The following is a 24,658-nucleotide window of genomic DNA, read 5'->3' as shown; positions in this document are numbered from 1 at the left end:
TATTTAAATAAGGTTTTGTTTGTATGAAAACCTACATATTTGATCTAGATAATACACTTTACCCATATAATAATGGCTTATTTGACAGCCAAATGGCGAGAATGAGTGACTATATTAAATTAAAACTAAACATATCAGATACTGAAAAAGCTGATGCCATTCGAGATGAATTATATTATGAATTTGGTTCTACTATGCTTGGTATGATGCGCTATCATAGCATTGAACCCAGGGAGTTTCTAGATTATATAGATGATATTGAGATTAGTCACTTCAAGCCAAATGAAAGGCTAAATAAGTATATCGATGAGCTAAGAAAAGATAATCGTACTTATATTTTTACCAATGCTTCCAATTTTCATACAGATAGAGTCTTAAAACAATTAGGTTTAGATGATAGTTTTGATGGAATTTTGACTATTGAGGATACGGGTTTAGTCTCTAAGCCAAAAACTAAATATTTTGAAATAGGACGAAATAAGTTTGATATTGATTTTACCAATGCTATTTTCTTTGAGGATTCATCACATAACCTAGTTCCAGCGAAACATCTAGGAATGGAAACAGTATTAATTCATGCCGATGATCATAAGTCAGAGGCTAATTTCTACGATAATCAAGAAATAGACTATTATGTGAAAGATGTGGAGTCTTTTTTTGATGGTAAGTATTTAGCTAGAAGATAGTGAAAAAAGAATACAGTTATCCTGAACTGGTTGCTGAGCGTAGTCAAAGTACAGGATCTCCTAGATATGGTGATAGGTATAGAGATTCCGGATCAAGTCCGGAATGACCAAAATGTAGTTGGTGACAAGTAGTTGTGTTAGAAGTAAAAAAAGTATAGTCATACCCGCGCACATTCGACTTCGCTCAGTGACCGAGGGTATCTTTTAACCGATGATTATGATTTATGAGATTTCCTCCTTCGAGAAAATCACCGAGTAGTAAGGTAAAAGCTTATTATTACTAATCTTTTTTGTTATAATAACTGTAGTTATCATAATCTGTATTATTATATGAAGTTTTACAATCGTGAGCAAGAGTTAGCCATTTTGTCAAAAGCGGATGAATTAAAGTCTAAAAAATCTATAATGACTATGTTAATTGGTAGAAGAAGAATAGGCAAAACAACACTAGCATTATATAACTATACTAAAGATAAGGTTCTTTACTTGTTTGTGGCTAAAAAAGCTGAGTCGTTATTGTGCCAAGATTTCTGTAGAGAAATAACAGATAAATTAGCTGTTAAAATTTTTGGAGAATTAACAAAGTTTGAAGATGTCTTTGAATATCTTATGAATTTAGGAAAAGGACAGCCATTTACAGTTGTTATTGATGAGTTCCAAGAGTTTCTTAAGATTAATCCTTCAATATATTCTAGCATGCAAAAAATATGGGATTTAAATAAAAACGATTCAAAAATTCATCTGATAACCTCTGGTTCAATATATCATCTTATGAAAAAGATATACGAAGATGTTGGAGAACCTCTGTTTGGTCGTTGCGACTTTAAGATAGAGCTCAAGCCTTTTAAGCCACAGGTTTTAAAACAGATTTTATCAGATAATAATAGTTACTCATCAGACAACATGCTTGATTTCTATATTATGACAGGAGGTGTTGCCAAGTATATTGAACTTTTGGCATTAAATAATAGTTTTGACTTAGAATCTATGATAAATGTCATTGTAGAACCGAATTCTGTATTTCTAAACGAAGGTAAAAATAGGTTGATAGAAGAATTTGGTAAGGACTATGGCACTTATTTTTCTATACTTAGTTTGATAGCAGAGTCAAAGACATCTAGGTCAGAGATTGAATCTATTCTCCAAAGTAATATTTCTGGACACTTACATCGGTTAGAGCATGATTATTCTATCATAAAATCGATAAAGCCAATTAATTCAAAGCCTAATTCGAAAGTGCAGAAATATCAGATTGTTGATATATTTTTGGCATTTTGGTTTCGATTTATATTTAAATATCAATCTTTAGTAGAAGCAGAAAATTTCCTGAAATTAAAAGAGTTGATTTATAGAGATATTCCTATATTTAAGGGCAAGATTCTTGAAAAATTATTTATAGAGATTCTCAAAGAAAAACAAGATTATACAAAAATAGGCTCATACTGGGAAAGAGGCAATAAAAATGAAATTGATATTGTAGCAGTAGATGATATTTCTAAAAGATTATTAGTTTGTGAAATTAAGTTGAATTCTAAAAAGTTAAATCTTCAAACATTAATTCTAAAGTCACAAAAGCTACTAGATTACTATAAGGATTATAAGGTCAAGTATGAACTGCTATCATTGCAAGATATTGATAGGTTATTGGGCTAGGAAATTTGTAGTGGATATTTTTTAGTTGGTATAGCTAAAATCATATAAAAGTAGTGGACTATAATTATGATTTAGAGATTCCCTCCTACGAGGGAATGACAAAAATGTATAGTCACACCTACTAAGTCGGGTATCTTTAGAGTAGTGGTTATGGTTTAGAGATCCCCATCTTCATGGGATGATTTATATAGTTAATTAATCCAATTAATATCTTTACCATGGTGTAACAGTTATCTTTTTATCTAGACCACAGTTCATTTTTGATTTTATTCTTTCTAGACTTTCAGATGTCTGTAACCCAGATTTTGCATCAGAGTATTGAATTACATGACTAGCATTTATTAAAGCAAATTTTATAGAATCTTCAATACTGTTTCCTTTGTAAATATTTGCACAGAATGTTGAGCTAAAAGCATCTCCTGCACCAAGTGTATTTACAACATTTTTAATATGCAAAGATTCACTATGATATATTTTATCTTTGGTAGCTGCGTATATTCCATTTGCGCCATCAGTTACCATTATTAGTCTAACTCCAAGGTCTAAGCATATTCTAAAAAAGTCTTTTAATCTAAAAGTGGCATTTAGAAAATCACTTCTGTCTTCATCATGAAGCGTATCTAATCTATCTTTTGATTCAGTTACTTCCTTATCGTCTGAAGAAAGTAATGAAAGCATTAGTTTTTGAGCTTCTTGATAGTTTAAAACTAATATATCAATGCCAAACATAGAGTCTTTTATAAAGCTTTCTCCAACGCTTAGCTGGCTAGAGCCTGGATTTATAGCTACTTTAGTATTATTTTCTGATGCAAGTTTGACTATCTCAGGTAGTCTAGCTGCAGAAGATTTGCTTAAAGATGTTATATATATAAAATCACTATCAATTATTGCTTTAGATGGTAAATCATCTTCTAGAATATCTTTATTTGCACCTCTATAAGCAAATATGGTTCTATCACCACTTAATGTAGGAATTACATATGATGTTGCTGTGCCGTAAGTATTTGAGTATCTTATATTTGAAATATCTATACCAAAATCTTTAAGTTCTTGAGTTATTTTTTCACCTGTAATGTCTTTACCTATTTTACCAAAAAAGCTAACATCTATATTTTGCTTTTTAAAAGAGACAGCAGCATTAGTTGCACCACCACCAGAAAAAGAGTTATGTTCTTTTACTTCAATTTTTGCTCCTTCTTCAAGTAGCATAAAAGATTGGGTAGTGTCTTTTTTCTGCATGTTCATAGTAAACATTTCTTCATATTCTATAATAGTATCTAGAGTTGCACCACCAATAGTTAGGGCTTTTAGAGTTTTCATTTTTACAAATTTTTATAGTAAACAAATTATTTGGTAGATAGCATATCATCAAATAATAGAGGCGTAAATGTTTTAAATACCTTAAAGATTTGAAAAAATAAACCTTTTTTATAGAAAAATCATCTATTAATTAGTATTATTTCACCAAAATGTTATTTTATTGCATATTATATTTTTTAAATATTATAAGGAGATTTTTAAAATGCCTTCTAAGCCAGTCAAAAAGGACCATCGTGGCTTTATTATGCCTATCGGAGGTGGTGAGGATAAGTTCGCAAGTCCTACCGTGTTAGAGAAGTTTATAGAGTTATCAGGTGGAGAAGAAGCAAAAATAGCTGTAATACCTACAGCATCTAAGCTACCAGATACAGGTGATATATATGTTGATATTTTTAAAAAAATGGGCGTCAAAGAGGCCTATAATTTAAGAATTGAGACTCGCCTTGAAGCAACTACTAACAAAGAGTATCAAGATTTACTTTCTCAGTGTACAGGTATTTTTATGACAGGTGGAAATCAACTTTTGCTTTCCACGACTTTAGGGGGTACTCCTATAGCTCAGCTTATTCGTAGACTAAATGCTAAAGGAGTTAATGTCGCAGGTACATCTGCAGGAGCAGCATTTATCTCTGGGTTTATGATTGCAGGCGGTCAAGCTGGACTTATGCCTAGATGTAACATGGTTAATTTAGCCCCAGGTCTTGGTTTAACAAATAAGCTTTTAGTTGATCAACATTTTTCTCAAAGAGATAGATTAGGTCGACTTCTTGCTGCACTTTCATATAATCCATATATGGTTGGTGTTGGTATAGATGAAGATACTACAGCATTATTAAATGCTGAGAATGTCATTGAAGTTGTAGGTTCTGGTATGGTAACAATCATTGATTTTTCTCATTTAAAACATTCATCATTACACAATGCTCGTAACAATGCGCCTATTAGTTTGGTAGATATCCGTATGCATATGCTATTAGAAGGGCAAAAATTTGATCTAAATACTTGTTTAGTAGAATACTAATCATAAAAATTCTTTTATAATCTCTTTATTAGTCAATCAGACTATGTTTATCAACAATATACACTTTAACTTTAAATAGGGTGAAATATGCAGAAAATTATAATTCATGGTGGTTGCGGTGCTAGAGAGGACAAGAATACTTCTTTTGGAGATTATCATCAGCATTTGTTGCCAATAATTAAAAAATCATATGAGTATCTCAAACAAGTTGATGATGCTAATCAAGCGGCAATTTTTGCTGCCAAACTTTTAGAAGATGATGAGATTTTTAATGCTGGAACAGGTTCAAGAGTACAGCAGGATGGTCAAATAAGAATGTCTGCATCAATAATAGATAGTCAACATAAGAAGTTTGCAGGTGTGATTAATATACAAAATATTAAAAATCCAATAGAAGTTGCTAATCGATTAATGCAACAGCATCATAGTGTTTTAGCTGCAGAACAAGCAACTACATTTGCCCATGAGGTTATGAAATTGCCTAAGTATAATCCAATGACTGAAAAAAGATATCAAGAGTATCTAGAGCTTAAGAAAGGTTATACAGGGACAATAGGTGTTGTAGCTTTAGATTCTAAAGGAAAAATATGTGCAGTAACTTCTACTGGAGGTGCTGGATTTGAATATCCTGGTAGAGTGGGGGATAGTCCAACAGTTGCTGGAAACTTTGCAAATGATGATATGGGTATTTCTTGTACAGGTATTGGTGAGCATATTTTAAATCAAGCAGTTGCTGCTAAAATTGCTACAAGGGTGAAAGATGGTATGGATTTATCTGAAGCTGTAAATAAATCAATAGCAGAAAGTGATGAGTTAGGTGACTATGTTGGTCTTATCGCAATAGATAAAAAAGGTAGTATTTGTTCAGAATCAACATCAATAGCACAGACTTTATATGCTTATGCAAGTGAGAATGAAATAAAAACATTTTATGATGAAAAAATCTTGTAAAAACATGTTGACTTAAAAGCAATAGTGCGTAATAATATACGTCATTGGCCTGATAGCTCAGTCGGTAGAGCAGAGGATTGAAAATCCTCGTGTCGGTGGTTCGATTCCGCCTCAGGCCACCATTATTTTAAAGATTGTCGGAGCATAGCGCAGTTTGGTAGCGCATCTGGTTTGGGACCAGAGGGTCGGGGGTTCAAATCCCTCTGCTCCGACCATTTTTGATGCGTCCGTAGCTCATCTGGATAGAGCATCGGCCTTCTAAGCCGAGGGTAGCAGGTTCGAATCCTGCCGGACGTGCCATTACAATAATTGATTAGCAATTTGTAATGGTGGTTGTAGCTCAGTTGGTAGAGCCCCGGATTGTGATTCCGGTTGTCGTGGGTTCAAGTCCCATCAATCACCCCAGATATTGCGGACGTGGCGAAATTGGTAGACGCACTGGATTTAGGTTCCAGCGGGCAACCGTGGGAGTTCGAGTCTCCCCGTCCGCACCACACTTTATATTTTCTTACAATTTACTTGCAAAGATTTTTTTCACAGTATAAAGTACATTATCTAATTATATTTCTGATTTTTGTATTTAATGAATAGGCTTTCAAAAAAACATATATTATTTGCCTCTGCTAGTACTATAGTTGAATGGTATGATTTTATGCTTTTTGCATATTTAACGCCAGTTATTGCCCAGATATTTTTTCCTGATATTAATAAATATACAGCGATACTAATGACTTTTGGAGTTTTTGCTGCAGGTTTTTTTATGGGGCCAGTGGGAAGTATTGTTATGGGAAGTTTTGGAGATAGGTTTGGAAGAAAAAAAGCATTAATTGTATCTATCGTTATGATGATAGTTCCAATGTTTGTTATAACTTGTTTACCGGTGTATAGCAGTATAGGTTTTTTTGCACCGATAATTTTAGTATTAATGAGACTACTTCAAGGATTCTCTATAGGTGGCTCATATGGTGGAGTTATGGTTTTCATGATTGAATCAGCTAAGCCAAACCGAAGAGCTTTTGTTGCGAGCTTTGCTACTATGTCATCAGGTACAGGTGTTTTTCTAGCCTCTCTTGTTGCGATGTTACTGTTTGGTATATTTAGTCAAGAAACTATAAATCTATGGGGATGGAGAATAGGCTATATTATAGGATTAATTTTAGCGATAATATCTTTGTTTATGAGGTTGTCGATTCCAGAAAGTTATTCTTTTGAAAAACTACAAAATGAAGGCGAAGTATGTGCGACACCTGTTAGAGAAATGTTTAAAAAACAGGCGAAACCTTTATTCTTTGCTATTACGTTATCAGCATATGCTAATATTATTTATTACTTAATTCTGTCATATTTACAATCACATTTTACAGAACTACATTATTCTGAATTTTATTCTTTAGCTATAATTACAATTTTTAGTTTACTTTTTTCTTTTTCAGCTCCTTTATGGGGACTCTTGAGTGACTATTTTGGGAGAAAATCATTAGTCAAATTTTCTATAATTATTTATATATTTTTATCATATCCAAGTTTTATGATAATGGGACAGGGTTTGACTTATCTTATTATTTCTATGATTATTTTAAGTCTTCCTTTAATGGCTGTTTGGGGATCTTATGGAGCTTTCGCCCCTGAGTTATTTAATACAAGATATCGTTATAGTGGTAATGCATTAAGTTATAATATAGGGAACTCTTTTTTTGGAGGAACAATACCTTTTATAGCTACTTCGCTTGTAGTTTCAACTGGAAGTTTGCTAGCTCCTGCATGGCTCTTAATAGTAGCTTCGATTATTATGATTCCGATAGTATATCTTATGCCAGAAACTAGAAATTAATATTTTTATATAAAATCCTAGGGCTTTGTATAAAAAAAATTAAATGCTATACTTTAGTAGGTGTCTTAGGTAAGAGGATAGCACTTTGGATTTTTGGTTAATTATAGGTGTTTTTGTAATTTTATGTTTCTACTTGATAATAGAAAACATAATTCATAATATTAGTATTAAAAGTATTCCAATTAGAATTCATGTCAATGGTACTAGAGGTAAGTCTAGTGTTGCTAGACTTATTGCTGCTGGAGTTCGAGCTGGTGGCTATACAACTGTAGCAAAAACTACAGGTACTCTTGCAAGGTATATTGATGTAGATGGCTCAGAAACTCCAGTTTTTAGGATAGGTTTTAGTAATATTGCGGAACAAGTTAAAATTATGTTTAAAGCAAAAAGAGCTAAAGCAGATGCTATTATTATAGAATGTATGGCATTGCAGCCTTTGTTACAATCTTTATGTGAACTTAAACTTATAAAAGCAACACATGGTGTTTTGACAAATGCACGACCTGACCATTTAGATGTTATGGGTCCAACAGAAAGAGATGTAGCTAAGGCATTAGCAGGAACAGTTCCTATTAACTCTAAATACTTTACAGCAGAAGATGTATACTTAGATTTCTTTGAATATGCATGTAAAGATAGAGGGAGCCAGTTAATTGCAGCTACAGTTGATGATGCTGAGAAAATATCTGATGAAGAAATCAATAAATTTGTATATTCAGAATTTAAAATTAATGTTGCTTTAGCTTTGAAAGTTACAGATGATCTTGGTATTCCTAGAGATGTTGCACTTAAAGGAATGTGGGAAGCAACTCCAGATCCTGGCGCGATGACTGAGTATAATTTCAATATTAAAGATTCAGAAATGAATTTTGCTAATGCATTTGCAGCTAATGATCCAGTATCTACTAAAATGCTGTGGGATAAACTCTATGATAAGTATAGAGAGTGTCAAAAGAAAGTTCTTGTTGTCAACTGTAGAGCTGATAGAGAAGATAGATCTAAGCAAATAGCTGAAGCTATATTAGGGTGGGAAAAGCCAGATTTAGTTACTCTTATAGGTACAGGAACAGATGTATTTGTATCTTTTTATAAAAAATATGCTAAATCTCTAGGTATTAAGCCAGAGCAAGTTATTATTTGTGAAGACATGAAACCTTTACAAATTCTTGAGAAAATTTATTCTACACAAAAAGCAGAGTCTTATATGCTTGTAGGTGTTGGTAATATTAAAGATATTGGTATGGACTTAGTTGATTATTGTGATCAAAGCCATAAAAGTAAACATGATTTGTGATTTTAAGATATAAATAGGAGAAAATATGGATCCATTAACGCTCTCGATCGGGATTGGTCTAATAGTTGGACTAGTTTTTGTTTCACTTTTAGGCTTATCTACAGGTGGTATGGTGGTACCAGGATACTTTGCTTTAGAAATGGGTGCTCCTGATAGAGTTATAGTTACTATTTTAATATCAATAGTAATATTTGGTATAGTTAGGCTTATGTCAAAGTTTATGATTATCTATGGTCGAAGAAGGATTGCGATTACAGTATTATTATCTTTTATTTTAGGTACTGTTTGTAATATTCTATTTTCACAGTATTTGACTACTAGCTTTTATTCGAATAATCTTCAGGTAATTGGATATATTATTCCTGGACTTATAACTTTGTCGATTGATAGACAAGGGCTTATCGAGACAATAGGATCTTTATTAATAGCATCTATTGTTATACGTTTATTATTAATAGTTTTAATTGGACCTCAAATAGTAGGAATATAATATGAAAACGATGTATTGGCACCGTAAATTTTTATCTCGCTATATAATATTATTTTTATGCGCGTTTATGATTATTTCTTTGTATATTGTCGAGAAAAACTTAGTTGTTGAGACTAAGGGTTATACTCAGAAGCTACAAGCTGCAAAAATGACAGATAGAGCATTTGAGTTGACAGAAAGACTTTTTATGTCAAAGGGATATCTATGTGAAAGAATGGGCGATATTTCTTGTACAGGTTTAATAGGCTTGTCGATGACGGAAATAACAACAGATTCTGGGGATTTATATGCAAAAAGATCTTCAGTAAATCCTAATATGTCAGCTCTTTTTGTTGGTTGGTTAAGCCAACTTAATTTAAAAGAGGGTGATACTGTCGCGGTACAAGAAACAGGATCTTATCCTGCGTTAGATATAGCTATGTTAGCAGCAATAAAAACATTGAAATTAAAACCGTTAATAATCTTTTCTGCGGGAGCTTCTCAATTCGGAGCAAATAGACCAGATTTTACATGGCCTGATATTTATCATAATTTAGTAGAGAAAGGTTTATTTAACTATGATGTTTTAGGTATAACATTGGGAGGATCTCATGACAATGGTTATGGCATGACTCCAAGAGCTATTTTAAAATTAAGTGATGCTATAAAACGAAATGGTTATGAGGTAATAAATATACCATATAAAGATGCTACTAACACTTCTGTTAAAAAACGTATGGAAATTTATAAAAAAGCTGCTGGCGATGATAAGATTAAAGCTTATGTTAATGTTGGTGGTAATATGGCATCTATAGGTTTAAAACAAATAGAAACAAAACCAACAGATAACAAAGCCATTGATGAAAAGGTTGCTGCTAAAGATAAAAACACATCAAAGGTAGATAGTTCTGATAAAACTATAATTAAGCTGCATAGTTTCCCTGCAGGAGTTACAAAAAGTTTACCTCCTGAGTATAAAGCAGTAAATTCTGTAGCAGTAAACTTTTTGAAAGATGGAGTTCCTGTTATAAATGTTAGAGATATAAATAGTTCGATAATTAAAGACTATGGTTTAGCTTATAATCCATCTAGTGTTATACCTCCTGGACAAGGAGCTGTTTTTTCTCAGAAAAAATATAATACAACTTTAGCTGCAATATTACTAATAATTGATATTGCTTTAATAATCTTTATGGCATTTATTTCAAGAAAATATTTAATTTCTTTTAAAACGAAGTAGTTATAAATTGCTTTGATTTTTAATTCAATTTATTATTTAACTAATATGTTTTAATTATTGAATTATTATGTTTTGCTATTATGATCTTAATAAACTTATTTCTAGCTATTTACCTGATGAAGAAAGATATAAAATAGCTCGAGCTTTTATCTTTGGAGCTGATGCTCACGAAACGCAAGTACGAAGCTCAGGAGAGCCTTATTTTACACATCCTGTAGCTGTGGCATGCATATTAGCAGAACTTAGAATGGATGTTGATACTGTTATAGCAGCTCTTTTGCATGATGTTGTTGAAGATACTGAATATACTGCTGAAGATATATCTGAACGTTTTGGTGAAAAAGTTGCTCAACTTGTCGAAGGAGTAACAAAACTTACTCAAATTAGACATAAAAATAAAGTAGAACAGCAAGCTGAGAACTTTCGTAAGTTACTTTTGTCAGTAACAAAAGATGTTAGAGTTATATTTATAAAGTTGGCTGATAGATTACATAATATGAGAACTTTAGCACCTTTGAAACCTGAGAAGAAAAGAAGGGTTTCTAAAGAGACTCTTGATGTGTTTGCTCCGCTAGCTCATAGATTAGGTATTAATACATTAAAAGAACAGTTAGAGACGCTTGCTTTTGAAGGAATGCATCCTTATAGGTATCATATTTTAGAAGAAAAAGTTAAAAAGGTAGAGAAAAATAAGGAAAAAGTCTTTTATCAAGTAAAAGAAGCTTTGATTGAAAAATTAGGAAATCTAGCTGGTCCAGATGATATAAAAGCAAGAAAAAAGACTTTATTTAGTATCTATAATAAGATGCGGAAAAAAGGAATTTCATTTGATGAAATTATGGATATGTATGCTTATAAAGTTATTGTTCCTAATAGAATTGATTGTTATGTTGCTTTGGGAAAGGTCCATGAGCTATATAAACCAATTCCTCAGAGATTCAAAGACTATATAGCTACACCAAAAGCTAATGGCTATAGATCAATTCATACTGTTGTTTCTGGCCCATATAATATTCCGTTGGAAATACAGATTAAAACTGAGCAAATGGATCGTCAGGCTGAATATGGTATTGCAGCTCATTGGAGCTACAAAATTGGTGAAAAAACAGACAAAGCTTTACAAAGATGGCTTAAAAAAATATCTGATATTAATGTATATACAGCTAGTTCTGTTGAATTTTTGGAAAATGTTAAAGCTGATGTATTTAATAATGATGTTTTTGTCTTTACTCCTCAAGGAGAAATTGTTGAATTGCCGATAAACTCAACATGTGTTGATTTTGCTTATTTTATTCATACAGATATAGGGAATAAATGTGTTTCTGCTAAAGTAAATAGAAAATCAGTGCCTCTTAATTATAGGCTTAAACAAGGCGATCACGTTGAGATAGTCACTTCAGCAGTAGCTGATCCTAACCCAAGTTGGTTAAATTTTGTTGAAACAGGTAGAGCTAAGTCTGCTATTAAGGAATTTTTAAAACAGCAGTATAAAAATACTGACTATATAAAAGGTAAAGAGCTTGTTGAGAGCCGACTTAAAGAATTAGAAGTTGAATTAAAAGAAGTGCCAAATGAGATTATAGATGGAGCTTTGTTTAATTATGAAGGTATAGATACGATTAATAGATTTTATCTTGATACAGGTTTAGGGTTAATAGATCCAAGTAATTTTATTGAATTTATAGCTAAATACTTTGACGATATACGTAATTCATATAGAAAGTCTTTTGTTTCTAAGATTCAAATAAGATACGGAGATGATCCTCGTATAGCAGACTGCTGTTTACCACTTCCTAATGATGAAATCCTAGGAATTGTTAATGATGATGGTAATGTAGAGGTCCATAGAAAAAGCTGTAATCAATTATATGCAAAATTAAAAAGAGAAGATATTAAAGAAATTGAAGCTGATTGGTATGTCAATAGTGATGATGATCCGAGCTTTAAAACTCGTATTGCAATTACACTTAAAAATATACCAGGCTCAATAGCAAAAATTACAGCGACTCTTGCTAGAGAAGGAGTAGATATTCGTACTTTTGAGATGATATCTGTAGATAATAAATATGCAAAACTAGCTTCTATTGTTATTGTTAGAAATAGAAGAGAGCTTTATCTACTAATTCGTTTAATAAGAAAACTAGATGTTTGTGTCGATGTGGAAAGAATTCTTAATATATAAAAGGATTAAAAATTTGTTCTTGCATTAAATGCATGTAGTAATGTTTGTTGATCTAGATATTCTAACTCTCCACCAAAAGGAACCCCAAATCCAATACGAGAGATTTTTATATCGTCTCTTATCATTTGAGAGATAAAATGAGCAGTAGTTTCTCCTTCAACTGTAGGACTTATTGCAAGAATTACTTCATCAATTTCTCGAGAATCAATAATTTCTGTTAAGATATCTAACTTAAGCTCATTAGGACCAATTCCATCTAAAGGAGAGATTCTTCCATTTAAAATAAAGTATTTTCCTTTAAAAATACCTGCCTCTTCAATAGCTATCATATCTAGCATATTTTCAACTATACACAACTTAGTATCATTACGATTTGTGCTACTGCATATATTACAAATAGTATTTTCTGTTAAAGCTTGGCATTGTTGACACTTTTTAATCGACTGTGTAGCTTCTAAAAGAGAGTTGGCAATAGCAATAGCTGTCTCGGGAGACTTATCTAATAAATGTAAAGCTAATCGTTGTGATGATTTTTTACCAATAGTGGGTAACTTACGTAGAGACTCTATTACCGCGGTAATTTTTGGAGAGAATATTTTATTGTTCATTATTTGAAAGGGAAGTTCATGCCGCTTGGTAAATCAATACCAGCATCTTTTGCCATTTGTTGAATATCTGTAGAAGAAGAGTTTTCTTCAACTTTTTTAACTGCACTATTAACGGCAGCTGCAACTAAATCTTCTAACATTTCTTTATCTTCACTCATTAGAGAACTATCAATGTTTACAGATTTAACGTCATACTTTCCTGTCATTGTTATTTTTACAAGACCAGCTCCAGATTCACCTGTAACTTCCATATTGTCACGTTGTTCTTGGGCTTTTTTCATTTGTTCTTGCATTTTTTGTGCTTGTTGCATTAGCTTTGACATATCAAAGTTCATTTTAGATCCTTAATTATTCTTATTTAAAATTTCCTTTACACATTCTAATATTTGTTCACTTGAGTCTTTTATCAATGTTTTTTTTGCAATTTGTGACATTCTCTCAAGTTGAGTTTTATTTTGTGCTAAAGGCTTAATTATATCGATTAAATTTTCCAAAGTCATCTCTTGTTGTCTTAAGCAAAAACCAGCGCCATTTTTAACAATATTTTGGGCATTAAAAAATTGATGATCATCAACAGCTGAAGGTAGTGGTATAAATATTGTAGGTAGGCCTGCAACAGCACATTCTGATACAGTTAGAGCTCCTGCTCTACAAATTATTAAATCTGCCCAATCGTAAGCTTCTGCCATATCAAAGATAAAAGCAGATATATCTTTAATGTTCTCATGAGGAATGTCTTTATAGTTGTCTTTTGTTTCTTCAAATGATAGTTTACCGGTTTGATGCCAAACTTTTATATTTAGATTTTCATCAAGAGCTTTTGCTATTAAGTTTGGAATAATATCATTTATAGCTTTTGCTCCTTGACTACCTCCAATAATTAGTAGTTTTAATTGAGAATTAGAAAAATTTTTAGACTTATTATTTAAGGCTACAATGTCTTTTCTTACGGGGTTACCAACAACTTTTGTTCTAGCTAATTGTTTTTGATTGAAATAGTCTTTTATATTGTCAATTTCAAAAGCTAAACATATCTTTGTTGCAAGTTTAGCTAAAACTCTATTGGTTAAACCAATTTTTGCATTTTGTTCATGTATTATAATAGGGATTTTCTTTTGTACGGCAGCAAGACATATCGGTCCAGAGACATAGCCTCCAAAACCAATGACAAGATCGGTTTTAAATTTTTTTAATATTGAGCGAGCTTTGATTGTGCTTAATATTAGTTTTATAGGAAATGTAATTTTTCTTATTATTCCTTTTCCTCTGATGCCAGATGATTTTATGTATTGAATATTAAAGTATTTAGGAACTATGTTAGCCTCCATGCTATTAGGTGTTCCAACCCAAGTTACATTGGCTTTGTTTTGTTTTAGTAGTTCAGCGACAGCTAGGGCCGGATATATGTGTCCGCCTGTTCCACCAGCAGTTATAATAATATTTTTATTTTCTAGATTCATAAGTGTAATGACTGAGAATTTGTTTTTTACAAATTAATTTTAAAGGATTTTTATGCTATTATCATCAATTAGCTAAAATAAAAACTTGTTTTGTTAAAGAGGAAATATGTCAGAAATTAATAATAAGTATTTATATACAGAATCTAATGAGTGGGTTGACATTAAAGGTAATATTGCAAGAGTTGGGATAGATGATTATTCTCAAAATGAATTTGGTGAAATCGTTTATGTTGATCTTCCAAAACTTAGACAAGAATATTCTAAGGATGATGAGATTTGTGTTATCGAATCTGTTAAAACAGCGTCTGATATTTATTCGCCATTATCTGGAAAAGTTGTCAAAGTTAATGAAGAATTAGTTAATAATCCTAAGCTTATAAATGAGTCTTGTTATACAAAGGGCTGGATATTTGAGATAGAGATTGGCGATAGTGAAGAATTAAGTAATCTTTTAAAGCCAGAAGAATATAAGAGTTATGTTGAGTAAGAGCTATTTTATATTTATTTCTTTATTTTCTCTCTCGTTTAATACTTATGCATCAGAAGAGTATCTTAATTATTGTAAAATCTACAATCCTAAAAAAGGTATAGAGTATGAAACGCATGAAAAAATATCAGTAGATTTTTGTAAGTACTATCTAAAACTATGTAATGAAAAATATGATAATAAGTGTCATGCTGTAATGAATAGTTATCAAGGTCTATATAATACAAATAAAGTGATAGCTACGATGCATGTTCTTTATAATGATAATTTTGATAAGTCTGATAATTAGGAAATATTTTTTGTTAAAATAACATCTTAAAAGATACGGATAGTAAATTTGACTATTTTATTCTACAAGTTACATTATTTAAGTCGCCTTCAACTAAATAAAGAATACTAGTTTGATTGCCATTTGGTTTAGGACATTTAACATAATCCGAACTATCATTGTTTGCAACTTTGTCCCAAGGAACTATAGTTATTTGGTTTTTGTCTAAGTCGATAGAACCTATATTGCTATACCAAGTGCGTGCGGTAACAGTATTATTAGAGTTCACTTGATAGTAAGGCGTTTTAGCTTCGATATCAACATTTACTAAATGAGTATTATCACTAGGGTTTTCGTTAGTTTCATTTGATGTTGCTTCATATAGGTTCCAAGCTTGTTGCCAAGCACTGCCTGTACCTGGAGCATATGCCCAAGCAGCTCCAGAACACCAAGCAGCAACATTTGTTTTACATTGATATAATTCACCATTGTTACTAACGATATCGCCACTATTATATACAGTGTTTGCTTTATATTCTGGATATTTGCTAATGTCTTCACCTGTGGTTTCAGAGTATTCATTAACGGTAATGTCTAAGTCTTCTTGCCAAGCTTGAGCCCCTGGTAGTTGACTATATATTATAAGCTCATAATCTCCTGCAGATAGGTTTTCAACTTTCATATTTAGATCATAAGTATCCGTAGGAGCAATTTTAATGTCGTCTTTTCTATATACTTGATTACCATCTTTGTCCTGTAGTGTAACAGTGACATCTACTTCTTCAGAACTATGAGACATTATTTTAGCATTAATGTTTAAGTTTCCAGAAGAATCTAAAGTATATGCATTATTAAAGTCCATTAAGTGTAGCTCATTTACTAAATTTTGATCAGCAATATCATGTTCGAATCCAACATGATTGTAAGGTTTATCAGCTGTTTGATAAATATATAGAGCTGTCGTGCTAGGAATAACAGCTCCTTCAGCATTTTTCTCTCCCGCAATAAGAGCGTCATTTAATTGTTGTGAACTTAATTCATTAACTTTTTCTGCTAAAGTTTTTAAAAGATTTTCAGGAGACATATTGGCAGGTACATCTAGAAGCTTTATTTTTTCTAAAGTATTATCAGATGCTTTTGCTAGCTCTAAGTTTATTATATCGCCTTCTTTAACTTTAGATGGATTTAGATTAAATCTAGTTACTTCAATAGGATATTTATCATTAGGGTTAACAGGAGATTCTTCTTCATAGTCACGGACATATACCCAGACATTATTTTGCCCTGGCGGATTTTCACCTGGGTTTACCCACCACTGACTTTTGTAAACTTTACCTTCATAAACGACCTCTGTACCTTTATTAGGATATTCTTTATTAGGGTCATATGTAGGTATACCTGTTGAAGCTTCGATATCACCTTCTGGAAGAATAATTGTACCAGCAGCATGCTCATTTGTAAAATATACATCTATAAGATTATAAAAGCTTGCTTCAGTGTCAGCGACATCCCATTCAGCCATAATTACTTGATAACCAGTTCTTTCAGGCATTGTACAAGTAAAAGTTAATCCTTCCTTATTTGGTTGTTCATCAGGTTTCCAAAAAGGTTGAGGATCATAACAATTTAAAGGCTGATCTTCAAAACTATCTCTAGTTAGTAGTTCATTTGGATTCCAGTTTTGCTTAGTGATATAGAATTTGAAATGTCTTGAGCTATGGTTTGCTGTAAAATACCATTTAATATTTAGTGGCTGTCCTGAGGCTACTACAGTTTTTGTCCATCTGCTTTCTTGCTGTTCATCTAAGGCTATAGAATCATCTCGACCAACGGAGCCCATTTTATTATCTAATTGACCGTTGTTAAATAATCTATCACCAGCTTCAAGTGATTGAGGTTCATACATAATCCCTCCACAGTTTATATTTTGTCCTGTTTTACATAAATATGCTCGAGCAGCAGGACTCTCAACGTAGCCGTGGGAGTATGCTTGTGAACTAGCTAATATAGATAATCCTGTTAATAAAGTTATCTTATTTAATTTCATTGTTAAGCTCCTTTCTGTAAGTTTTTATAAAATAATTAACATGAATTTTATTTCATTAGAATACAATCTATCATTAATTAAATAGTCCATGGTATGTTTACTTTTGACAACGACTGTTAAAAATTGACAAGATTAGAATTGATTTTTATGCTTTTTCTACCAAACAGATAAAATTAGATATTTTTATCTAGGGTTATAATTAGTAGTTTACTAAGCTTGATAAGTAATTTACATAGTTAATGCTATACCATATAATATAGCTCGTGCGTAATTTTATATTAATAAGAAAAAGAAGAAATATATGATAAATATTACATTTCCAGATAGCTCTATAAAAGAGTTTGAAAAGGGTGTTAACTCATTACAAATTGCTAAGTCTATATCTCCTGGTTTAGCTAAAGTAACTGTGGGAGCGTATATAAATGGTCAATTAAAAGATGCTAAAGATATAATTGAAAATGATTGTGAGTTAAAGTTAATTACGACAAAGGATTCAGAAGGTCTAGAAATTTTGCGTCATTCGTGTGCTCATCTTTTAGCACATGCAGTTAAAGAGTTATATCCTGATACAGAAGTTACTATAGGACCTGTTGTGGAGAATGGTTTTTATTATGATTTTTCTTTTAAAGAGAATATTGGTGAATCAGATCTTCCTATAATAGAAAAGAAAATGAAAGATCTTGCTAAAAAAGGTACTCCAGTAAGCTATAAAGTTGTTTCTAAGCAAGAAGCTATAGAGTTTTTTAAAGCTCAAGGCGAAAAATATAAAGTTGATATAATTGATAGTATTCCTGCTGATCAACAAATTAAAATTTATACTCAAGGTGAGTTTAGTGATTTGTGTCGAGGACCTCATATTCCTAGTACAGCACTTATAAAAGCATTTAAGTTAACAAAGTTAGCTGGAGCGTACTGGAGAGGCGATTCTAATAATGAAATGTTAACTAGAATTTATGGTACTTGTTGGGCTACTAAAGAAGATTTAGATCAATATCTGCACATGTTAGAAGAAGCAGAGAAACGTGACCATAGAAAAATTGGTAAAGCTTTGGATTTATTCCACTTTCAAGAAGAGTCTCCAGGAATAGCTTTTTGGCATGATAATGGGACTAGAATTTGGCGTGAAGTAGAAGATTATATGAGAGCTTCTAACAAGAAATATGGTTGTGGTGAAATTCGAACTCCATTAATAGCAGATTTTAGTTTATGGGAAAAGTCAGGACATGCTTCAAAGTATGCTGAGAATATGTTTTCAACAAAATCTGAGAATAGAGATTTTGCGATTCGTCCTATGAATTGTCCAACTTGTGTGCAAGTTTATAATACTAAGTTACATAGTTATCGCGATTTACCGATTAGAATGGCAGAGTTTGGTATAGTGCATAGGAATGAACCTTCTGGTTCTTTACATGGTTTGATGAGAGTCAGAAGTTTCACTCAAGATGATGGTCATATTTTCTGTTCACCTGAACAAGTTGAAGAAGAAGTTATCTTAATGGTTAAGCAATGTTTTGAGGTTTATAAAAATTTTGGTTTTAATGATTTTGATGTAAAGATTGCTCTAAGACCCGATAATAGAATAGGTGATGATGAAACTTGGGATAAATCTGAGCAAATGCTTAAAAATGCTTTAGAAGCCAACAATGTTGCTTATGAGCTACTACCAGGTGAAGGGGCTTTTTATGGGCCTAAGATAGAATTTCATTTAAAAGATGCTATAGGTAGAAGTTGGCAATGTGGTACTGTACAGCTAGATTTCTCTATGCCTCAGAGGCTTGGAGCAACTTATATTGATAAAAATGGTGATAAGCAAGTCCCTGTAATGTTACATAGAGCAATAGTTGGCTCTTTAGAGAGATTTATAGGTATGCTTATGGAGCATTATGCAGGTAATTTACCATTGTGGTTAACGCCGACTCAAGTAGTAGTGACAGGAATTAGTAATAATCAGGATGAGTATTGTAGAGAAGTCTTTGAAACTCTTGAAAAAAACGGTATTCGTACTAAATTAGACTTGAGAAATGAAAAGATTGGGTTTAAAATACGTGAGCATACTCTTTTACGTGTTCCTTACCTTGTTATTCTAGGTAAAAATGAGCAAGAGCAAAAAGTTGTAAATATAAGAAAGCATAATGGTGAAACTCTAGGACAAATGTCTGTAGATGATTTTTGTGTATTCTTAAAAGAGCAAATTGAAGCTAAAAGATAATAATTTCTTTGGAGGAAAAAAGTTATTAAAACGGAAAAAAAAGCACCTGTTAATGAGCAAATAAAAGCTAAAGAGGTGCGTTTAGTTGGTGTTGATGGAGAACAAATAGGAATTGTATCGATCAATGAGGCTTTAGCATTGGCTGAAGAGGCTAATGTTGATTTGGTTGAAATGGTAGCAAATGCTAATCCACCGGTTTGTCGTTTGATGGACTATGGTAAGTACTTATTCGAACAGGGTAAGAAAAAAGCACAAGCTAAAAAGAACCAAAAACAGACGCAGGTAAAAGAAGTAAAGCTTAGACCTGTGACTGATGTAGGTGACTACCAGGTAAAACTACGCAACCTGATAAAGTTCCTAGAAAAAGGCGATAAAGTAAAAGTTACGCTAAGATTCAGAGGTAGAGAGATGTCACATAAAGAGTTAGGCATGGAAATGCTTCAACGTATGGCAAATGATGCTGCTGAACACAGTGTAGTGGAACACCAACCTAAAATGGAAGGTCGTCAAATGATTATGGTTTTAGGACCAAAGAAAAAGTAGTAAATAAAAACAACAATTAATACAATGCGGAGTATTTAAAAATGCCAAAGTTAAAAACTAAAAGTGGTGCTGCTAAGCGCTTTAAAAAGACTGGTAAAGGTGGTTTCAAACACCGTTGTGCGAATCGTGCTCATATCAACACTAAAATGACAACAAAAAGAAAACGTCATTTAAGAGGTATGAATCAAGTAGCTAAAGTTGATACTGCTAGCTTAGTTCAACAAATGCCTTACGCATAAGTTTGTTTATCAATTTTTAAAGTGGAGATTAAATTATGTCAAGAGTAAAAAGAGGCGTAACAGCACGCGCACGTCATAAAAAGGTTTTAAATCAAGCTAAAGGTTATTATGGTGCTCGTTCAAGAGTATATAGAGTAGCTAAGCAAGCTGTGATTAAAGCAGGTCAATATGCTTACAGAGACCGTAAAGTTAAGAAAAGAACATTCAGATCTCTTTGGATTGTTCGTATTAATGCTGCTGCAAGACAACACGATATTAGCTATAGCCAATTAATCAATGGTTTAAACAAAGCTGGTGTTGAGCTAGATAGAAAAGCATTAGCTGAACTAGCTGTATACAACAAAAATGCATTCGCTGCAGTTGTAGAAAAAGCAAAATCTGCTTTAGCTTAATATTATTTATATTCTAATATCTTTATAAAATCTAAGTGAAATTCTTAAATTCATTACTTATAAAAAGATTGTTTATTGTATTTTTTTTTAGTTTTGGGGTCTTTCTATTTTTTATTTTAAATGGTTATAAGTACTTTGATCTTAAAGAGTTACAAATAGCGTACAATAAAGCAGATTTGTATGTTAATAGTAATATTATAAAATCAATCTTTATATATAGTGTAATATATATACTTACAGTTTTTTTCTCAGTTCCTATTAAACCTTTTTTAAAAGTATTGGCAGGACTATTATTTGGTCTATGGTTAGGATTTATAGTTTCTTTATTTTCAGCAACTATAGGTGCTACATTGACATTTTTAGTTATAAAATATAGTTGGGGTGAAACAACTAAAGATTCAAAAATAAAAATTGTTTCACAATTTAAGTCTTTAGTAATAAAACATCCTATTTTAGTATTGTTTGTTGCTAGACTGATACCAATACCTTTTTTTATACCTAATGTTTTAGCAGCTATTTTAAAAGTTAAAAATAGTATTTTCTTTTTTACTACTTTCTTTGGGATAATACCTTTTACATTTATATATGTTTGGTTTGGTGTTCATTTTAAGAATGCTGTAATAAAAGGGACTGTAGATAATTTTGTCGATGATAAGTTTATACTAGCTGTAAGTGTATTGACAATAATGGCTCTAGTACCTTTTATTTTAAAATCTTATTATAATAAGAAAAAAAGAATAGAAAATATTTAAGCGTACTTAGTTAAACCTTTTATCTTATAAACTTTTAGCTTAACATAGCGTACTAAAGATCTATCCTGAATATGAAGAACTTCTTTGGCATTTTTAGGCTGAACTTTTTCAATATCAATTATAGACTTATTTAGTATTAGACCATGAGTATGGGTCAATAGTTTATTTTTGTTAGCAAAAGGGTTATGGTATAGAACTGATGATAAGTCTTTATTAATCTCTGTTAATTTTTTATCATTAGGGTTACTAATGACTCCCATGATTGCAAAGTTTACATCAGTATCTTCGTACTTTTTCTCATCGTAATAATTATCAGAATTATTAAATATATTTTCTTTATTTATAGGAGCCTTAGTTATGGCTTCAGCATTTACCGTTGCAAATTGTACACAACCAACTATAGCAAAAGGACATTTTAATTGTTCATAAATACGTTTGTATATATCAGCTAGAGAGTATTCTTTATCAAAAGAAAAGTATTTGACATAATAGTTTACAGGAGTGTTTTTAGGTATGAGAAAAATGCCTGTTGTAACAAATTCAGGTCCCCACATTAAAGGATCTCTTTCTGTACGGCTTACATCTGTTCGAGAAGAATAAATCATATCATTAAGTAAAATGCATTCTCCTAAATTATAAACACTTTGTGGTGAGCCAAGCTCGAAACCATAATCAAAATTACTTGCAAGAAAGCGCCTGTATTTTAGTTCCTCTGGAACAATACCATGAATTACATTATCGACATGACCAATATATGCTAAAGTTTCTGCATTATCATTTTGCTTTTCTAAAAAAATCATAACTAGTTACCTAAATTTGCCCTTTGGAATATTGTAAATAAATTAAAGTTACCTCCAGTAGTCTATATTAATTATAATTAGTTTATAATACTTAGAGAGTTTATTTTAAAGTTTTAGAGGATCAGTTAGATGTTTAAATATAGTTTTCTTGATGATTATAGTGAAGGATGCCATCCTAAGATAATTAAAGCATTAGAGGATACAAACTTAATTCAACAGTTACCTTATGGAAATGATGAATACTCCAGTCAGGCAAGAGAATTAATATGCAAACATCTTAATAAAGATAATGTAGATGTATATTTTGTTGCAGGAGGAACTCTTGCTAACTTGATATGTATTTCAAGTATTTTAAAGCCATATGAAGCTGTAATTTCTGCTAATAGTGGGCATATTGCTTTACGTGAGGCTGGTGCAATTGAAGCTACAGGACATAAGATTATTTCAGTTTTTTCTGATAATGGAAAATTAACATCTAATGATATCAAAGAAGTGATTAAAAATAACTCTCATGCTCCTCATATGGCAAAACCTAAATTAGTATATATTTCTAATTCAACAGAATTAGGAACTATATATACAAAAAAAGAATTACAGAAGCTATCAGAAGTTTGTAAACAAAATAATTTATTATTATTTATTGATGGTGCAAGATTGGGTGCGGCATTGACTGCTAAAGATAGTGATTTAAGTTTAGCTGATATTGCAGAGTTTTCAGATATATTTTGGATTGGTGGGACTAAGGCTGGAATTTTATTTGGAGAAGCAATAGTTATTCCAAATAAAAATCTAGCTGAAGAGTTTGGCTTTAATATTAAGCAAAGAGGAGCGCTATTAGCAAAAGGTAGAGTGTTAGGACTTCAATTTAGGGAATTATTTTCTAATAATCTTTTTTTTGAGTTAGCTAGCCATGCTAATAAAATGGCAGAAAAGCTTTCACAAGCAATAATTGACGCTGGTTTCAGATTATTGCAACCTACACAAAGCAACCAGGTTTTTGCTATTTTTCCAAATACTTTAATTAAAACTCTTCAAGAGAAGTTTACATTTTTTGTTATGAATGAAGTTGATGAAGAAAGCTCTATGGTACGACTAGTTACTTCTTGGGCTACAATAGAGGAAAAAGTAGATAGTTTCATAAGAGAAATAACCTAAACAAATAATGAGGGAGTCTACATGAAAATTAAATATATAATTAACGCAAAGACTAATAATATAGATAGTTTAGAAGTTAGACGAGTTCTACCAACAACAAAACAAAGAATGATTGGTCCTTGGATATTTTTTGATCATTTTGGTCCAGTTGAATTATTTGCTGGTGATTGTATGGATGTTAGACCCCATCCTCATATCAATTTAGCTACAGTTACATATTTATTTGAAGGGGAGATTTATCATAGGGATTCATTAGGGAGTGCTCAATTGATATTGCCAGGAGAAGTAAATCTTATGGTAGCAGGTAAGGGAATAACACACTCTGAACGTGAAAGAGATGAGGTTAAATTAAAAAACCGTATCCTTCATGGTATACAGCTTTGGTATGCTTTACCTAAGCATTATGAAGAGATTGAACCTACTTTTTATCATTATTCAAGTGAGGAGTTACCAGAGTTTACTATTAATAATATAAAGTTTAAACTTCTGGTTGGAAATGCTTATGGATATAAGTCCCCAGTTAAAACATACAGTAAAACTCTATATATTGAAGCTAATATTCCAAAAGATGATTTTATTACATTGCCAATTGAGGAAGAATTAGCTATCTATGTAATTAAAGGTAAGATTGAGTATGGCAAAAAGACTATAGGAAGTCACACAATGCTTGTGATAGATACTCAAGAAATATCTAAATTAATTGCTATATCTGATGCTCAGATTGTTATAATTGGAGGTGATAAGCTTTCTTATAGATTTATTGAGTGGAATTTCGTGTCAAGTAGTAGAGAAAGAATTGATAAAGCAAAAAGTGATTGGTTAAGTGGCAAATTTGAAAAAGTATATGGTGATGAGGAAGAGTTTATTCCGTTACCAGAATAGAAGGAGTTAAAGCTTATATATTTTATAATCAAGGCTATTATATGGCCTTAGGTTAGTCGTTATATTTAGTGATTATTTTTATGAATAATAACATAAAGACTGTTGAATTAATATCCCAAATTGTTAGATATATTTTGTAAAATACAGATGTTACAGATATTAGTATTTT

24 protein-coding genes and 5 tRNA genes are annotated in these 24,658 nt (G+C 31.6%); 23 read left to right on the top strand and 6 right to left on the bottom strand.

Annotation, left to right across the window (positions count from 1 at the left end):
• The first annotated feature begins 23 nt into the window (after positions 1 to 23).
• Together R8535_RS01555 and R8535_RS01550 are read left to right on the top strand one after the other, a co-directional pair.
• Positions 24 to 686, top strand: a complete 663-nt coding sequence (locus tag R8535_RS01555; protein ID WP_329495880.1) for a pyrimidine 5'-nucleotidase — start codon at positions 24 to 26, stop codon at positions 684 to 686.
• A gap of 330 nt (positions 687 to 1,016) precedes the next feature.
• Positions 1,017 to 2,339 (top strand): ATP-binding protein, encoded by a 1,323-nt coding sequence (locus R8535_RS01550; RefSeq protein ID WP_329495879.1) that lies wholly within the window; start codon positions 1,017 to 1,019, stop codon positions 2,337 to 2,339.
• A 213-nt stretch (positions 2,340 to 2,552) separates the two neighbouring features.
• On the opposite strand, the gene R8535_RS01545 is transcribed toward R8535_RS01550, so the two are convergent.
• Entirely contained in the window at positions 2,553 to 3,659 is a 1,107-nt protein-coding gene (locus tag R8535_RS01545) for a carbohydrate kinase family protein (protein WP_329495877.1), read from the bottom strand.
• Positions 3,660 to 3,861: 202 nt separating this feature from the next.
• Between R8535_RS01545 and R8535_RS01540 the strand changes: the two genes are divergently transcribed.
• From R8535_RS01540 to R8535_RS01485, 12 genes are all read left to right on the top strand, one after another.
• Entirely contained in the window at positions 3,862 to 4,680 is an 819-nt protein-coding gene (locus R8535_RS01540) for a cyanophycinase (RefSeq protein WP_329495875.1), read from the top strand.
• An 87-nt stretch (positions 4,681 to 4,767) separates the two neighbouring features.
• Positions 4,768 to 5,631 carry an isoaspartyl peptidase/L-asparaginase gene (locus R8535_RS01535; protein WP_329495873.1) on the top strand — a complete coding sequence of 288 codons (864 nt, stop codon included), beginning with the start codon at positions 4,768 to 4,770 and terminating at the stop codon, positions 5,629 to 5,631.
• Positions 5,632 to 5,677: 46 nt separating this feature from the next.
• Positions 5,678 to 5,753, top strand: a tRNA-Phe gene (locus R8535_RS01530).
• A gap of 16 nt (positions 5,754 to 5,769) precedes the next feature.
• Positions 5,770 to 5,846 (top strand) — tRNA-Pro (locus tag R8535_RS01525).
• A gap of 8 nt (positions 5,847 to 5,854) precedes the next feature.
• Positions 5,855 to 5,931, top strand: a tRNA-Arg gene (locus R8535_RS01520).
• Between the two features lie 29 nt (positions 5,932 to 5,960).
• Positions 5,961 to 6,036 (top strand) — tRNA-His (locus R8535_RS01515).
• A gap of 6 nt (positions 6,037 to 6,042) precedes the next feature.
• Positions 6,043 to 6,125: transfer RNA gene (locus R8535_RS01510), tRNA-Leu, on the top strand.
• 89 nt (positions 6,126 to 6,214) lie between these two features.
• On the top strand, positions 6,215 to 7,462 hold the full coding sequence (locus tag R8535_RS01505; RefSeq protein ID WP_329495872.1) for an MFS transporter: 1,248 nt from the start codon (positions 6,215 to 6,217) through the stop codon (positions 7,460 to 7,462).
• An 85-nt stretch (positions 7,463 to 7,547) separates the two neighbouring features.
• Positions 7,548 to 8,756, top strand: a complete 1,209-nt coding sequence (gene pgsB / locus R8535_RS01500; RefSeq protein ID WP_329495870.1) for a poly-gamma-glutamate synthase PgsB — start codon at positions 7,548 to 7,550, stop codon at positions 8,754 to 8,756.
• A gap of 25 nt (positions 8,757 to 8,781) precedes the next feature.
• Positions 8,782 to 9,246 (top strand): poly-gamma-glutamate biosynthesis protein PgsC, encoded by a 465-nt coding sequence (pgsC, locus tag R8535_RS01495; RefSeq protein ID WP_329495868.1) that lies wholly within the window; start codon positions 8,782 to 8,784, stop codon positions 9,244 to 9,246.
• Between the two features lies 1 nt (position 9,247).
• Positions 9,248 to 10,465: a poly-gamma-glutamate system protein gene (gene pgsW, locus R8535_RS01490; RefSeq protein ID WP_329495867.1), complete on the top strand. Its 1,218-nt coding sequence runs from the start codon at positions 9,248 to 9,250 to the stop codon at positions 10,463 to 10,465.
• Positions 10,466 to 10,532: 67 nt separating this feature from the next.
• Complete coding sequence (locus tag R8535_RS01485; protein ID WP_329495866.1) at positions 10,533 to 12,647, top strand: RelA/SpoT family protein; 2,115 nt, start codon at positions 10,533 to 10,535, stop codon at positions 12,645 to 12,647.
• 5 nt (positions 12,648 to 12,652) lie between these two features.
• Here R8535_RS01485 and recR read toward each other — a convergent pair whose 3' ends face one another.
• The 3 genes from recR to murG are packed head-to-tail and all read right to left on the bottom strand — an operon-like array spanning position 12,653 to position 14,715.
• The gene (gene recR / locus R8535_RS01480; protein ID WP_329495864.1) at positions 12,653 to 13,255 is read right to left on the bottom strand and encodes a recombination mediator RecR; all 603 of its coding nucleotides are present in this window, start codon (positions 13,253 to 13,255) and stop codon (positions 12,653 to 12,655) included.
• Complete coding sequence (locus R8535_RS01475) at positions 13,255 to 13,590, bottom strand: YbaB/EbfC family nucleoid-associated protein (RefSeq protein WP_329495862.1); 336 nt, start codon at positions 13,588 to 13,590, stop codon at positions 13,255 to 13,257. Before R8535_RS01475 ends, recR begins: the two co-directional genes overlap by 1 nt.
• A 9-nt stretch (positions 13,591 to 13,599) precedes the next feature.
• Complete coding sequence (gene murG / locus R8535_RS01470) at positions 13,600 to 14,715, bottom strand: undecaprenyldiphospho-muramoylpentapeptide beta-N-acetylglucosaminyltransferase (RefSeq protein WP_329495860.1); 1,116 nt, start codon at positions 14,713 to 14,715, stop codon at positions 13,600 to 13,602.
• 106 nt (positions 14,716 to 14,821) lie between these two features.
• On the opposite strand from murG, the gene gcvH reads away from it, so the two are divergent.
• Positions 14,822 to 15,202 carry a glycine cleavage system protein GcvH gene (gene gcvH, locus R8535_RS01465; protein ID WP_329495859.1) on the top strand — a complete coding sequence of 127 codons (381 nt, stop codon included), beginning with the start codon at positions 14,822 to 14,824 and terminating at the stop codon, positions 15,200 to 15,202.
• Positions 15,192 to 15,491, top strand: a complete 300-nt coding sequence (locus R8535_RS01460) for a hypothetical protein (protein ID WP_329495858.1) — start codon at positions 15,192 to 15,194, stop codon at positions 15,489 to 15,491. The genes gcvH and R8535_RS01460 overlap by 11 nt, the downstream gene beginning before the upstream one ends.
• A gap of 52 nt (positions 15,492 to 15,543) precedes the next feature.
• Here R8535_RS01460 and R8535_RS01455 read toward each other — a convergent pair whose 3' ends face one another.
• On the bottom strand, positions 15,544 to 17,517 hold the full coding sequence (locus tag R8535_RS01455; RefSeq protein ID WP_329495857.1) for a lytic polysaccharide monooxygenase: 1,974 nt from the start codon (positions 17,515 to 17,517) through the stop codon (positions 15,544 to 15,546).
• Positions 17,518 to 17,818: 301 nt separating this feature from the next.
• Between R8535_RS01455 and thrS the strand changes: the two genes are divergently transcribed.
• Genes thrS through R8535_RS01430 form a run of 5 tightly spaced genes read left to right on the top strand, consistent with a single transcriptional unit; the run spans position 17,819 to position 21,652 of the window.
• Positions 17,819 to 19,726, top strand: a complete 1,908-nt coding sequence (gene thrS / locus R8535_RS01450) for a threonine--tRNA ligase (protein WP_329495855.1) — start codon at positions 17,819 to 17,821, stop codon at positions 19,724 to 19,726.
• Between the two features lie 24 nt (positions 19,727 to 19,750).
• Positions 19,751 to 20,269, top strand: a complete 519-nt coding sequence (gene infC / locus R8535_RS01445; RefSeq protein ID WP_329495993.1) for a translation initiation factor IF-3 — start codon at positions 19,751 to 19,753, stop codon at positions 20,267 to 20,269.
• A 41-nt stretch (positions 20,270 to 20,310) separates the two neighbouring features.
• The gene (gene rpmI, locus R8535_RS01440; protein WP_003034330.1) at positions 20,311 to 20,508 is read left to right on the top strand and encodes a 50S ribosomal protein L35; all 198 of its coding nucleotides are present in this window, start codon (positions 20,311 to 20,313) and stop codon (positions 20,506 to 20,508) included.
• 35 nt (positions 20,509 to 20,543) lie between these two features.
• Entirely contained in the window at positions 20,544 to 20,900 is a 357-nt protein-coding gene (gene rplT / locus R8535_RS01435) for a 50S ribosomal protein L20 (RefSeq protein WP_329495836.1), read from the top strand.
• A 35-nt stretch (positions 20,901 to 20,935) separates the two neighbouring features.
• A complete protein-coding gene (locus R8535_RS01430; RefSeq protein WP_329495835.1) occupies positions 20,936 to 21,652 on the top strand; it encodes a TVP38/TMEM64 family protein in 717 nt (238 codons plus the stop codon).
• On the opposite strand, the gene R8535_RS01425 is transcribed toward R8535_RS01430, so the two are convergent.
• Positions 21,649 to 22,452, bottom strand: a complete 804-nt coding sequence (locus R8535_RS01425) for a hypothetical protein (RefSeq protein WP_329495833.1) — start codon at positions 22,450 to 22,452, stop codon at positions 21,649 to 21,651. The genes R8535_RS01430 and R8535_RS01425 overlap by 4 nt on opposite strands.
• Positions 22,453 to 22,581: 129 nt before the next feature.
• On the opposite strand from R8535_RS01425, the gene R8535_RS01420 reads away from it, so the two are divergent.
• Positions 22,582 to 23,607 carry a threonine aldolase family protein gene (locus R8535_RS01420; RefSeq protein ID WP_329495831.1) on the top strand — a complete coding sequence of 342 codons (1,026 nt, stop codon included), beginning with the start codon at positions 22,582 to 22,584 and terminating at the stop codon, positions 23,605 to 23,607.
• 21 nt (positions 23,608 to 23,628) lie between these two features.
• Positions 23,629 to 24,489: a pirin family protein gene (locus R8535_RS01415; protein WP_329495829.1), complete on the top strand. Its 861-nt coding sequence runs from the start codon at positions 23,629 to 23,631 to the stop codon at positions 24,487 to 24,489.
• Positions 24,490 to 24,658: the final 169 nt, after the last annotated feature.

The organism is Francisella sp. 19S2-4, from assembly GCF_036281795.1.
GTDB lineage: Bacteria > Pseudomonadota > Gammaproteobacteria > Francisellales > Francisellaceae > Francisella.
This window is presented reverse-complemented; position numbering and strand designations above follow the sequence as displayed.

Bases quoted from the DNA above. Each gene is read 5' to 3' on its own strand.
- R8535_RS01555 (WP_329495880.1), top strand. From the start codon at position 24: ATGAAAACCTACATATTTGATCTAGATAATACACTTTACCCATATAAT.
- recR (WP_329495864.1), bottom strand. From the start codon at position 13,255: ATGAACAATAAAATATTCTCTCCAAAAATTACCGCGGTAATAGAGTCT.
- R8535_RS01415 (WP_329495829.1), top strand. From the start codon at position 23,629: ATGAAAATTAAATATATAATTAACGCAAAGACTAATAATATAGATAGT.
- R8535_RS01540 (WP_329495875.1), top strand. From the start codon at position 3,862: ATGCCTTCTAAGCCAGTCAAAAAGGACCATCGTGGCTTTATTATGCCT.
- R8535_RS01460 (WP_329495858.1), top strand. From the start codon at position 15,192: ATGTTGAGTAAGAGCTATTTTATATTTATTTCTTTATTTTCTCTCTCG.
- R8535_RS01485 (WP_329495866.1), top strand. From the start codon at position 10,533: ATGTTTTGCTATTATGATCTTAATAAACTTATTTCTAGCTATTTACCT.
- R8535_RS01455 (WP_329495857.1), bottom strand. From the start codon at position 17,517: ATGAAATTAAATAAGATAACTTTATTAACAGGATTATCTATATTAGCT.
- gcvH (WP_329495859.1), top strand. From the start codon at position 14,822: ATGTCAGAAATTAATAATAAGTATTTATATACAGAATCTAATGAGTGG.
- R8535_RS01505 (WP_329495872.1), top strand. From the start codon at position 6,215: ATGAATAGGCTTTCAAAAAAACATATATTATTTGCCTCTGCTAGTACT.
- murG (WP_329495860.1), bottom strand. From the start codon at position 14,715: ATGAATCTAGAAAATAAAAATATTATTATAACTGCTGGTGGAACAGGC.
- R8535_RS01535 (WP_329495873.1), top strand. From the start codon at position 4,768: ATGCAGAAAATTATAATTCATGGTGGTTGCGGTGCTAGAGAGGACAAG.
- pgsW (WP_329495867.1), top strand. From the start codon at position 9,248: ATGAAAACGATGTATTGGCACCGTAAATTTTTATCTCGCTATATAATA.
- R8535_RS01475 (WP_329495862.1), bottom strand. From the start codon at position 13,590: ATGAACTTTGATATGTCAAAGCTAATGCAACAAGCACAAAAAATGCAA.
- rpmI (WP_003034330.1), top strand. From the start codon at position 20,311: ATGCCAAAGTTAAAAACTAAAAGTGGTGCTGCTAAGCGCTTTAAAAAG.
- R8535_RS01420 (WP_329495831.1), top strand. From the start codon at position 22,582: ATGTTTAAATATAGTTTTCTTGATGATTATAGTGAAGGATGCCATCCT.
- rplT (WP_329495836.1), top strand. From the start codon at position 20,544: ATGTCAAGAGTAAAAAGAGGCGTAACAGCACGCGCACGTCATAAAAAG.
- R8535_RS01550 (WP_329495879.1), top strand. From the start codon at position 1,017: ATGAAGTTTTACAATCGTGAGCAAGAGTTAGCCATTTTGTCAAAAGCG.
- thrS (WP_329495855.1), top strand. From the start codon at position 17,819: ATGATAAATATTACATTTCCAGATAGCTCTATAAAAGAGTTTGAAAAG.
- R8535_RS01545 (WP_329495877.1), bottom strand. From the start codon at position 3,659: ATGAAAACTCTAAAAGCCCTAACTATTGGTGGTGCAACTCTAGATACT.
- pgsC (WP_329495868.1), top strand. From the start codon at position 8,782: ATGGATCCATTAACGCTCTCGATCGGGATTGGTCTAATAGTTGGACTA.
- R8535_RS01425 (WP_329495833.1), bottom strand. From the start codon at position 22,452: ATGATTTTTTTAGAAAAGCAAAATGATAATGCAGAAACTTTAGCATAT.